Raw genomic sequence first — 12,527 nt, 5'->3', positions numbered from 1 at the left:
GTAGAGCAGAGAGATCTTTTTGCTTTGTCCGGAATATTTTTGAGATATGAATGTAAATATGATACAAGTAGGTGATGTGGTCGTCTCTTTGGATATTTTCCGTGAGAAGTTTCTGTGCGACTTGGATAAATGTCACGGTGCTTGCTGTGTGGAAGGTGATGCGGGAGCTCCATTAGAACTTAATGAAGTGACGCAGATAGAGAAAGCGCTACCTCAGATATGGGATGATTTGTCACTAAAAGCTCGTAGAGTGATAAACAAGCAGGGAGTGTCGTATGTTGATGAGGAAGGTGATATGGTCACCTCTATCGTTAATGGAAAGGATTGCGTCTTTACTTGTTATGATGATAAAGGCTGTTGCTTTTGTGCTTTAGAGAAAGCTTACCGTGCAGGAAAGATAATGTTTTGTAAGCCAATTTCTTGTTATCTTTACCCTATCCGGATTAAAGATTTTGGTAAAGTGAAGGGAATCAATTATAATCGTTGGGATATCTGCAAATCAGCAGTTATCAAAGGAGAACAAGCCAATCTTCCTATCTATAAATTCTTGAAAGATCCTCTTGTCAGGAAGTTTGGCGCGGAGTGGTATAGAGAGTTGGAACTCACTGCTGAAGAATTGAAGAAAGCAGGCTATATTTAGCTGTCTTACACTTTATCCAGCGGCTTCCGTTTATGCTCTTTTATGGTTCTAAAGTATGAGGGAGTAAATCCTGTTACACTTTTAAACTGTGAGGAAAAGTATGCGGAGCTACTGTAATTTAATTTATCGGCAATTTCTTTTGTTGTCAGTTCGCCATAGACTAACAATTCTTTCGCGCGTTCTATCTTCTGAGCAATGAGATATTTCTCTATCGTGGTATTTGTTACTTCGCTGAACAATTTGCTTATCGTGCTGTAATCCTTATGAAGTTTGTCTTGCAAGTAATCACTTAAGTTCGTTTTCAATGTTTCATTATGATAATGAACTAAGTCGATAATGGCAGATTTGATTTGGTCTATCAACTGTTCGCGTTTATCATCCAACAATTCAAAGCCGAAAGGCTCTATGGCTGCTTTTACCTTATTGCGGATATCCTCAGTCACCTCTTCTTGAATAGTTACTTCCCCAAGCTCTACCGATTCCAAATGTAGTCCCAACTGTTCCAACTGCTGTTTTATCACCATGATACAGCGATTGCATACCATATTCTTTATATGTAACGTGTTCATAATATAACTCCTTTAAGGCAAAGTTACGAAAAATTCTTTCTTATGCCGGTGATGCCTGTCTATTCTATAAACAAATTAGTGTATTCTTGAGTCCTTTCTTCGCCTGCCTTAGGATAATCGTAAAGAGGAAAACGATGTTCGGTTTGTCCTGAAGTATAGTTCCAGATAGTTTGATAATCGTTTACACGTTCTCCCAGTTGATGGAGCTGTCGCAGGTATTTATATATAGACTTGTTTTCACGAATGTACACTTTACTCATCTTTTCAATGATAGGACTGTGATGTCTGGTGTGGTCGTGATCAAACTCCAATACACGTCTTCCGTCAGGTAAGATTCCTACAAGTACAAAGCTCATGCTTTTGCCTATTCCCGGAAGGTTCATCACATTTCTGTCGGATGCTATAAACGGAATATTGGCCTTCTTGCATGTCTCTTTGATGGCTGTTTCCTTATGTTTTGTCGCACGAATTCTTTTGAGAAAATCTTTTTCTGTCATTGCGTCTAATTTCCCGAAGGCTTTCTCTTCCATTTCTTCTTGAAGCGAACGGCTGTTGGGCGCATAGATGGCATGGTTTTCCTCAAAACCTTTTACGGTAAAGGTATAGTAGCAGATGATGCCTAACTCATTGAGTGTTTTACGTAGTTGGGCTGTATGCCCACGTCGGGAGGCAGCCACGTTGAAAACCAATTGATTCGTAATGATCCATCCTGAGGATTGTATCTTTTTGATTCCGGTTAATGCCTCCGGTGTTATTTCCAGTGGAGTCTGGAAGTGCGTTTGAATAAAAAACTGATCTATATTTTCTTTTTCTGCTTCTTGTTTGAATACTTTTAAAAGTTGTATGAGTTCATCATCTATACGCATGGGGAGATAAACAGGTAGCCGGGATCCAAGCCTTACACGGTGCATCTCAGCATATTTTTCACCTTTCGGTCTTTTAAGGTTAGCTTTGCGCTTATTATGTGCCATCTTTAACACTGCTTTCAGCATGTTTTTTAATTCCTTGTTATTGCTCATCAAAGCGTCTCCACCGGTGATGAGGATGTCCTGTAACTGTGTATCATACTCAAAATATTTCATCAATCGTCGCAACTTGTGTTCCCAACTTTCTTTGGCTTTTAGTTCTTTAAAATTGAAGTTGAAACGTTTACTTTGAAAATCGTACATACGCTGACAAGAAGCACATAATCCTCCACATCCCCTTCCCATGGTGTCTGGTATCATAATTGCCACTTCCGGGTATCTTCTGTGGATGTTGTGCCCTTCCGGAAGCAACCAGCCGGCGGCATTTGGCTTTCCTGTTTCTATCACATCTTCTTTCTCCCAAGCATGAATATTGCCAAAAGCATCTACTAACTCTTTGGAATATATTATATAAGATCTGATAGCGGTGTCGTCAAATCCATGCTCTGTCGGGTTTAATAATGAAAGATAATAAGGTGTGATAAATATAGGCATTCCTTTTTCTTTTGCTCGTTCGTAAAGATGCATAGTTTCTTTAGAAAGAGAATGATTCAACATCTCATTGAGCTCACGAGGACTTCTTATCGCCATTGACAATTGGAAACGATGATCGTTCCACCATTCTTTTACTTTTTCCTTTTTCTCCTCTGCCGTCCATTCAGGCTCAAAGATATAGCGAGAGCGTGTAGAATGTCTGTGATCTATTTTATTAATAAGTAAGGAGATAATACGTTCTTTATTAGCTTCTCTGATAGCCAAGACATCTTTATCAAGTCCTGTTGGCCATTTTTTCATCCATTTGTTGAGTTGTACCTCCGTAATAGGCTTGGTTTCAATTCCTTTAAGTCTTCTGAATTGCTGATAAATGTCTACGAGATAGTCTGCGGATATTTCTTGGTTTAGTCTTTTTGATGAAAGGAAATTCCATAATGTGGTGATGGTTTGAATATGGATATGCCTTTCTGAAGGCAGTTCATAAATGGTCTGTCCGTCATATTCAATTAATCTCTTTATGTTTTGTTTTGCCTCATTCCGATTCTCTTGGTCATTAAGGTGTAGTTCCTGTATCAGTCTTTTTTTAAATTCCGCTTCATCAGCGCATTTGTTTGCTAATATAAATATGTTCGTAAGATTTTTTTTAAAAAGTCCTTTGACTTCATTTGGGGTAAGTTTTAGTGTTTTTCCAATCATTAATTATTCCTTTTTTAATTTGTAACTCTTTTACTTTAGTGTAGCCATATAAACAAATATAGTAAAAAACGCGAAAGAATGTATCTTAACAATATCGTATTTATTTTATTTTTAATTATTTTATGCTTATTACGTGCCTTTATGGGAGTATAAAGTGATTTTTTTAATCTTTTATTCATATTATAATAGTATTATCTGCCAGAATGATATTTTTATTTTTGTAATCATGATTATCATCAGAACAGGTGATACCACCAATATGGCGAAACAATCTGTAAGAATAAGTAAAGTAAACCATATAAGTTGTCGTATTCATCAGAAGATTTTCTTGTTTCACTTGTGTGAAACAATTGAATCACTTATGTGAAACAAGTGAATCACATCTGTGAAACAAGTGAATCACATCTGTGAAACAAGTGAATCACATCTGTGAAACAAGTGAATCACATCTGTGAAACAATTAAATTATATGTATGAGTTGGGCGATTGATACTGATTTCTTTTGTTATTCAACTATATGACTTTGCATAGCGATGTGCATCTATTTGAATGCTGTTGGGGAATGGAATCAGCTAATAACAAGTAAGTTTTCTATTCTTTTTCTTAATAATTGCGAACAAACAAAAAAAAACTTAAAGATTCCGGGTGATAAACCATTCGATGATACTTTTATATATCTTTGTTTACTGATATATAAGAACAACTATAATGAAAAGAGGACTATTTACGTGTTTGAGTATTACTTCGTTTTTTCTGTCAACACTCTTTCTTTCGGGCTGTAAAAAGGAAAATGATATTATAGATCGTCCGAGTCCAGCCAGTATTACGATAAAGGGTAAAGTATATACCGCCAACGGACAACCATTATCTAATGTTAAGGTGACACTTGATTATTTTGAATCTGCCTATCTTGTACCGATGCCACTGAAGACCAAGCATAAAGCAGAATGTACAACCGATGTAAACGGTAGGTATAAATTCTGTTTTGAGAAACGTGATGATGAAATTCTTCAAGAGGAGAGTGATATGACCATTCGTAAAGATTATATACTCTCCTTTGATGTGAGCAAGCTAAAGAGCACCGATTATGTTATGCCGTCTGACGTCAATGGAGGAGAACCGGATGAGATGATCAATTATACCTATCAAACAGGGGATTTAGCTAAGTCGGGAAACTATGATAAAAACATATATATTCCTAAGAAACGGTGGATAGATGTTTCCGTACAAAGCGTAAACTTACTGTCGTCGAAAGATGTATATGGTATCAATAACACGATAAGTTATGGTGACGGAGATATTTCTGTAATGACGCCTGTTACTTTGCAGGAAGGAGTCTGCGGACCTTTCAAAATTCTATGTGCGGTCAATGATTCCAATCGTATATCGCTACAATGTTTGCGCGGAGGTAGCGGAGCGTATGAACCGGTTTCTTCCGTAGAGAGATTTAAGGCGAATAACAGTGATCCTGCCGATATTTGTTTGTTTAATTCGTATCTATCATCCGATACTCGTTTCCGACTGTATATGACCTCTGAATCGGCTAAGGATGCTGCTCCGTTTAGAATGGTGCAATTCTATGCCTCTGATATTGGTAAGCAAAATGATAAAGATCCATTGCATTTGGATTTCCCTTTGTCATTTGCTTATTACGATTCAATCGTTTGGGGAGCCAAAGGGTATCCCGATACAGAGACGGTGTACTCGAAAGTCCAAGGACGCGAGAAGCGTCTCCTATCATGGGGAAACTATTTTTTCGGGAATAAGCCTCTTTATACCTATCTATATGGTTATAAAAACGGTCGTATAGCCTATACCGATTCATTGTTGACCGATATCAAACCTAAAGATTTCCTTGGGCATGATTGGAACGATCGGGTAGGGGAACGGGAACAGACATATACCGTATATCATAGCCAACTGTTGAAAGGAGTGAATTTCAGGTATGAACCCTTACTGCAAGCTGACGGACACCTTTATTCTACGGTAACATTAAATATGCCTAATGGAACAGAAGATGTTGATGCCTACGTAAAAGATGCCAAAGAAAAGCTTATTAAGCTGATGAACCTTCACTTTGGTAAAGCTGTCAACACGGTCGATAAAAAGCTCTTTCATTGTCTTTCTCCTGAGGTTAAAGTTATAGCCTATTGGCAGACTGCTGTTACACGTGCTGTCTTGGTGGAAGAAAAACAGGAGGAATGGCCGTATATGGAAGTCTATGTCCATGCAGAGCCTGCAAAGCAATAGAGACGCGAGAAAAATCAGGCTATTGCGGACTTAGTCGAGCACTTCTCGGAGTTCGGTTTATTAAATATTTTATTTTTTTGCTCATTTTTTGAAATTAAGGCTATCTTTGTGGTTGTGAAAAATGAGAGACATCATATAAGAGAGAGGATATTTATTGTATTGATGAGTTTTCTTTTGTCAATACCTTCCTTTTGCCATATAGTCCCCACCGATAGTACATCGGTGATTCACCGTATAGGGATAGAGTATCAGCCAACATTGATTTTCCGTTCGAATCCTTTCCTTAAGGGGAATAACTATGAACAGAAAAAGGCAAATTTTGCCCATGCCTTTCATTTGAAATATAGTTTTGCTTTTCGTCCTTATACTATTTCAGGGCAACTTTATAAGAATGGGTATCAAGGTATCGGAGTGTCATACAGCCGGTTTGGGTTTCCGAAAGAGCTGGGGAATCCTGTGAGTATCTACTTTTTCCATGGAGCCAGCATTGCTATGCTCAATCACCGTATATCATGGAACTACGAATGGAATTTCGGCATTTCGCTGGGATGGAAGCCGTATGATACGTTTTCAAATGATTATAATCAAATGATAGGCTCGAAGGCGAATGCTTATCTGAATCTGAGTACATACTTAAATTGGAGGCTATCGCCAATGTTCGACCTGCAAACGGGAGTTTCGTTTTCTCATTTCTCGAACGGAAACACCAAGTACCCGAACGCTGGACTGAATACTTCTGCGTTGAAGCTGGGATTGGTATATAATATACAAAGAAGTAAAAAAGATGAGTGGAGACAGAAACAAGCTATTCCGTTTTTTGAGAAACATACCAGCTATGATGTCATTGTGTTTGGATCATGGCGTCGCAGAGGAATGCATGTAGATGATGAACATGTAGCTGCTCCCAATGCGTATGGAGTGGCAGGATTTAATTTCGCTCCGATGTATAATTTCGATTATCGGTTTCGAGCCGGAATCTCTTTTGATGGAGTGTATGATGCCAGCGCAAATCTTTATTATGACGATTATATAGTAGGTACCATGCCTGAGTTTAAGCGTCCGGTATTTTCCAAACAGATAGCTTTAGGAGTGTCGGGTCGGGCGGAATATGTCATGCCTTACTTTGCAATTAATGTGGGAATGGGTGTAAATGTTTTGCATCATGGAGGAGACATGAGAGGAATCTATCAGGTGTTAGCGTTGAAGGTAGATGTAACACGGAATCTGTTCTTGCATATAGGCTATAACCTGAAGGATTTCAAGGATCCAAACTATCTGATGTTGGGTTTTGGAATACGTTTGCATAATCTTCGTCGGAATTTATTTTAAAGTAATTATTTTATTTTTTTTTGCGGAAAGATTCGTTTATTAGATTTTAATTCCTATCTTTAGGCGAATTTTGACTATAAAAGCAAATACTATGATTAGAAGAGATTTTTTAAAAGCTACTTCCCTTCTCACTGTAGGGGCAGTTGGTGCATTGGCCGGTTGCGCTCCAAAAGCAAAATCGGAAAGTGCAGAATCAGGTGCTCAGGCTCCTGATTCAAATGTTCATAAAGCACTTGGTTTACAAATTTACACCTTAGGTCCGGAACTGTATGCCGGTGATTTGTCAGCTAACTTCAAGCGCATTAAGGATATGGGTATTGATAATCTGGAGTTGGCAGGCTACAATCCGGCTGATAGTAAGATTGGTGGTGTAGACATGATGGAATTTAAGCAGAAAGCAGAAGATGCCGGATTGAAAATTGTCAGTTCACATGTGAATCCACCTCAGCTTTTTGCCGGTGTTGCCGGTAAGGAGAACAAGGGTTCGGATGGTATATTCTCAGCATCAATGAAAGACGCTATCATGGAGTCTTGGAAGAAGATTGCGGAAGATCACGCTAAGTTAGGCGTGCAATACGTAGTAGAGCCGATGATGCCTATCTTGGGTAGTGAAGAGGCTGTAAAAAGTTTCTGTGAAATCCTGAACTCTGCAGGTGACATTGTAAAGGCTGCCGGTATGCAATTTGGATATCATAACCATAATATGGAGTTTGCCCGCGTGGTTCCAGGCGGAAAACAAGCTGTCTTAGGTACTATCTTCGATAGAAGAGAGGGAACTCAGATCTATGATCTGTTCTTGGCAAATACTGATCCGGAGAAGGTTTGCTTCGAGATGGACGTTTACTGGACTGTTATGGGACAGAACGACCCTGTAGAGTATCTGCAGAAAGCAAAAGATCGTATCAAGATGTTACACATTAAGGATCGTATGGTATTAGGACAATCAGGAATGATGAACTTCGAGAATATCTTCAATCAGTTCTATGCTAATGGATTGCAATATTTCTATATTGAAATTGAAGATATCAATAGCGGTAAACAATTTGAGAGATTGCAGGCAAGTGTTGATTATCTGAACAAAGCTCCTTTCGTAAAGTAAGGTAATCGATTATATAGCGATTATAGAGGCGGGATATGAAGTCCTGCCTCTTTTTTGTTGGTGAAATCTTATAAATCTTACCCATAATTCTATAACACTCGAATCAACAGAACACTGTATCTTTGTAAGGGAGAAAAAGAATTATGAATACTTCAACGATGATAAAAAAGACGTTTCCGGTACTTGGAATGAGTTGTGCTTCATGTGCATTACGGGTCGACAAAACATTGAATAAACAGCAAGGAGTATGCAAAGCCACTGTTAACTTTGCTAATGGAATGGCAACCGTGAGTTACGATAGCAAAGTAACTTCTCCGGATGTGCTTCGTGCAGCAGTTTTGCAAGCAGGGTATGATTTGTATATCGATAAGAATGATTCGATAGACAAGCTGGAGAACACTCGAAAGGAACATTACCGATCGCAGAAACACCGTACCATAGGTGCGTTTACTTTAGCTGTTCCTATTACTGTTCTGATGTTGCTTTTTAAAGATGAGACATGGGTGGGAGTGATAGCGTGGTTGTTGGCTACGATAGTTGTATTTTGGTTAGGAAGGAGCTTCTTTATCAACGCTTGGAAACAGTTGAAGCATCATTCTGCCAATATGGATACATTGGTTGCCGGCAGCACGGGCATCGCCTATCTGTTCAGCTTGTTCAATCTGCTTTTCCCACAGGTATGGCTCTCTCGTGGCGTTACTCCACATATTTACTTCGATTCCGCCGGTATGATTATCGGTTTCATCCTCTTAGGTCGTTTGTTGGAGGCGCGAGCAAAAGGAAATACAGCGACAGCCATAAAGAGATTAATGGGACTTCGCCCGAAGACGATTACCGTCATTAGGAATGGGGAAGAGCATTTGATTCCTATTGAACGGATTCAACATCATGACATCGTATGGGTGAAACCGGGGGAACGGATTGCTGTTGACGGTGTTGTTACAGAGGGCAGCTCGTATGTTGATGAGAGCATGTTGAGTGGTGAACCTGTTCCTGTAGCGAAGGGAAAAGGAGAAAAAGTGTTTGCCGGAACATTGAACGGGAGAGGCAGCTTTCGTTTTCAGGCAGAGCAAGTAGGCACAGACACGCTATTGGCTAAGATTATCCGTATGGTACAGGACGCACAAGGTAGTAAAGCTCCTGTTCAACAGTTGGTGGACAGGGTTGCCGCGGTGTTTGTTCCGGCTATTATGATTATAGCCCTCATTGCGTTGATTGCTTGGGTAATATTGGATCACGCCAATGGAATCTCGCATGGTATGCTGGCCTTGGTTACGGTGTTAATCATTGCCTGTCCGTGTGCTTTAGGATTGGCTACTCCGACGGCTATCATGGTTGGTATAGGAAAGGGGGCGGAGCGAGGTATTCTGATAAAGGACGCGGAGAGTCTGGAGGTAGCGAGGAAAGTGAATGTGGTGGTACTCGACAAGACCGGAACAATTACCGAAGGAAAGCCAGAAGTGATAGATATGAGATGGGTAACGGAGAATAATCGGTTGAAACAGGCATTAGTTAGTTTGGAAAAACACTCTGAACATCCGTTGGCTGAGGCTGTGGTTCGGTATATGAACGATGTATCTTCTGTTGATGTGATTGATTTCAATACTATTACCGGTAAAGGAGCAAAAGGTAGTGTGAACGGTATAACTTATTATATAGGGAATAAGAGTCTGTTAAATGATGCTCGAATAGCTGTTCTTGATCATCTTGACTCGGAAGCTGATAAGTGGATGAAGCGTGCAGAGACGGTTGTTTGGTTTGCCGACGAAAAACAAGTATTGGCTATCATTGGCATTTCAGACAAGATAAAGGAAAGCTCTGTCAAAGCTGTTAAAATGCTGCAAGATAAAGGAATAGACGTATTTATGCTGACAGGTGATAATGAGTCTACAGCAAAGGAGGTTGCTCGTCAGTCGGGTATTCGGCATTATCGATCGGGAGTGTTGCCGGGGGATAAGGCTTCGTTTGTGAAAGAACTGCAACAGCAAGGGAAATGTGTTGCTATGGTGGGCGATGGAATTAATGATAGTGCAGCCTTAGCGCAGTCGGATTTGAGTATCGCCATGGGGAATGGCAGCGATATAGCGATGGATGTGGCAAAGATGACTATTATCTCGTCCGACTTGACAAAGATTTCGGAAGCACTGACATTGTCAAAGTTGACTACACGAACTATTTGTGAGAATTTGTTTTGGGCTTTCTTCTATAATCTGATCGCTGTTCCGATAGCTGCCGGTGTACTCTATCCGATAAACGGATTTTTGTTAAATCCGATGATAGGAGGTGCAGCCATGGCGTTCAGCAGTGTAAGCGTAGTTACGAACAGTCTGCTCCTGAAATGGAAGAAGATAGGGAAGAAAGACCCGAAAGAAGAGAAGACAGAATCATTTAATTATAATGTTATGAAGAAAGAATTTAAAGTAGAAGGCATGATGTGCCAGCATTGCAGAATGCATGTTGAGAAAGCGTTAAACAGTATGGAAGGGGTAAAGGCAACCGTCACATTGACACCTCCCGTAGCTACTGTGGAGTTTGAAGAGGGGAAGGAGAAAAGCCTTGCCGAGTTACAGAAAGTAGTAACAGAAGAGGCGGGGGATTACCAATTAGATGAATGGCGAGAGTGATGAGAATGAATTCATACGTATCACTTTACTATCTTTCAAACTGGAGCTCTAACTGACTTCCATCACCAAGCAAATTATACGTCATACGATGATAAGGTGTCACACCATACAGTTTAATTGCTTCACGATGCTCCTTAGTAGGATAGCCCTTATTCTTTTTCCAATGATATTGAGGATATTCCGCGTCAAGTTTCAGCATATAATCATCTCGATAGGTCTTTGCCAGAACAGAAGCTGCCGCGATGGACATGTATTTCCCATCACCTTTTACAATTGTATTATAAGGGATACCATTATAAGGATTGAACCTATTCCCGTCAATAAGCAAATATTCCGGACGAACATTTAAATTATCAATAGCACGGTGCATCGCTAAAAACGAAGCATTAAGAATATTAATTTTATCAATTTCTTCGGGAATAACCATACCTATCGCCCAAGCGATAGCTTCTCGCTCAATGACAGGACGCAAACGATAACGCTGATGAACAGTCAGTTGTTTAGAATCGTTGAGTAACTCATTCTTAAAATCATTAGGAAGAATCACTGCAGCCGCATAAACAGATCCGGCAAGGCACCCTCTGCCTGCTTCATCACAACCGGCCTCAATAAGTTCCTTATTTAAATATGGTAGGAGCATGTCAGAACATCTTCATTACCCGCTTAATGCCATCAACCAAAGCATCAACCTCGGCAAGAGTGTTATAAAGCCCAAACGAAGCACGAACCGTCCCTTCTATGCCATAACGAATCATCAATGGCTGAGCACAATGATGTCCGGTACGCACTGCTATACCCAACTGATCGAGTAAAGTACCCATGTCCAAATGATGAATTTGCCCGACCAAAAAGGAAACCACCCCACTTTTTTGTTCAGATTCTCCATAGATACGCATTCCCTCTATCTCTTTCAGACGTTTCATGGCATAATTCGTCAGCTCCTTTTCATGAGCAAAGATATTATCCATGCCAAGAGCTGAAACATAATCCAATGCTCTTGCCAAAGAAACAGAACCAACATAATCGGGGGTACCTGCTTCAAATTTAAATGGCAGCTCATTAAAAACAGTCTTTTCAAAAGAAACGCTCTGAATCATCTCTCCACCAGACTGATAAGGAGGAAGTCTGTCGAGCCAGTCCTCCTTTCCATAAAGGACTCCAATACCTGTAGGACCATACACCTTATGACCGCTGAACGCCAAGAAATCCGCATCCAAATCCTGCACATCAACTTTCATGTGCGGAATGCTTTGAGCGCCATCGACAAGAACAGGAACTCCGTGGGCATGAGCTATCTGAATCATTTTCTTGACCGGATTTATAGTACCCAATACATTACTCACATGAACGATACTGACAAGTTTGGTTTTTGGAGAGAAGAGTTTTTCATATTCATCCAGAAGAAGCTCTCCTTTATCATTGATAGGTATCACCTTAATCGCAATACCGCATTTAGCAGCTTCCACCTGCCAAGGGACAATATTGCTATGATGTTCCATGTTTGAAACAATCACTTCTTCCCCCGGTTTCATCTGACTTTCCACGAAACTGGAAGCCAAAAGATTAATACTTTCCGTTGTTCCACGAGTAAATACTATCTCATTTGTAGTACGTGCATTAATAAACTTACGTACTGTTTCCCGTGCTGCCTCATAATGCTCGGTAGCCTGTTGAGAAAGGAAATGTACTCCCCGATGCACATTCGCATTCACCGAATAGTATTCATTTGCTATTGACTCCACCACCGCGCGCGGTTTCTGAGTCGTGGCTGCATTATCAAGATAAACTAAAGGTTTTCCATAAACAGTACGACTTAATATAGGGAAATCTTCTCTTACCTTTTGGATATCAAACATAATC

The 12,527-nt window shown here is 40.1% G+C and carries 9 protein-coding genes; 5 read left to right on the top strand and 4 right to left on the bottom strand.

The window, feature by feature from the left end; translation table 11 throughout:
- Positions 1-58: 58 nt before the first annotated feature.
- On the top strand, positions 59-640 hold the full coding sequence (locus LO761_RS08335) for a DUF3109 family protein (protein WP_272817832.1): 582 nt from the start codon (positions 59-61) through the stop codon (positions 638-640).
- 5 nt (positions 641-645) lie between these two features.
- Here the strand turns inward: LO761_RS08335 and LO761_RS08330 are convergent, their stop codons facing one another.
- Positions 646-1,209, bottom strand: coding sequence for a helix-turn-helix domain-containing protein (locus LO761_RS08330; RefSeq protein WP_272817831.1), 564 nt, complete (start codon positions 1,207-1,209; stop codon positions 646-648).
- A gap of 59 nt (positions 1,210-1,268) precedes the next feature.
- The gene (locus tag LO761_RS08325; RefSeq protein ID WP_272817830.1) at positions 1,269-3,365 is read right to left on the bottom strand and encodes a KamA family radical SAM protein; all 2,097 of its coding nucleotides are present in this window, start codon (positions 3,363-3,365) and stop codon (positions 1,269-1,271) included.
- 708 nt (positions 3,366-4,073) lie between these two features.
- Here LO761_RS08325 and LO761_RS08320 point away from each other — a divergent pair.
- The 4 genes from LO761_RS08320 to LO761_RS08305 all read left to right on the top strand — a co-directional run bounded on the left by LO761_RS08320 (position 4,074) and on the right by LO761_RS08305 (position 10,667).
- Positions 4,074-5,615 (top strand): carboxypeptidase-like regulatory domain-containing protein, encoded by a 1,542-nt coding sequence (locus LO761_RS08320; protein ID WP_272817829.1) that lies wholly within the window; start codon positions 4,074-4,076, stop codon positions 5,613-5,615.
- A gap of 162 nt (positions 5,616-5,777) precedes the next feature.
- Complete coding sequence (locus LO761_RS08315; protein WP_272817828.1) at positions 5,778-6,944, top strand: acyloxyacyl hydrolase; 1,167 nt, start codon at positions 5,778-5,780, stop codon at positions 6,942-6,944.
- 91 nt (positions 6,945-7,035) lie between these two features.
- A complete protein-coding gene (locus LO761_RS08310; protein ID WP_272817827.1) occupies positions 7,036-8,043 on the top strand; it encodes a TIM barrel protein in 1,008 nt (335 codons plus the stop codon).
- A gap of 143 nt (positions 8,044-8,186) precedes the next feature.
- Positions 8,187-10,667, top strand: coding sequence for a heavy metal translocating P-type ATPase (locus tag LO761_RS08305; protein WP_272817826.1), 2,481 nt, complete (start codon positions 8,187-8,189; stop codon positions 10,665-10,667).
- Positions 10,668-10,695: 28 nt separating this feature from the next.
- Here LO761_RS08305 and LO761_RS08300 read toward each other — a convergent pair whose 3' ends face one another.
- Both LO761_RS08300 and LO761_RS08295 read right to left on the bottom strand, forming a co-directional pair.
- Positions 10,696-11,307 carry a ribonuclease HII gene (locus tag LO761_RS08300; RefSeq protein WP_272817825.1) on the bottom strand — a complete coding sequence of 204 codons (612 nt, stop codon included), beginning with the start codon at positions 11,305-11,307 and terminating at the stop codon, positions 10,696-10,698.
- A 1-nt stretch (position 11,308) separates the two neighbouring features.
- Positions 11,309-12,523, bottom strand: a complete 1,215-nt coding sequence (locus tag LO761_RS08295) for an aminotransferase class V-fold PLP-dependent enzyme (RefSeq protein WP_272817824.1) — start codon at positions 12,521-12,523, stop codon at positions 11,309-11,311.
- Between the last annotated feature and the right edge of the window lie 4 nt (positions 12,524-12,527).

The organism is Phocaeicola oris (assembly GCF_021295095.1).
Lineage (GTDB): Bacteria > Bacteroidota > Bacteroidia > Bacteroidales > Bacteroidaceae > Phocaeicola > Phocaeicola oris.
The sequence above is the reverse complement of the archived record's forward strand: the minus strand, read 5'-3'. Positions and strand labels throughout refer to the sequence as shown.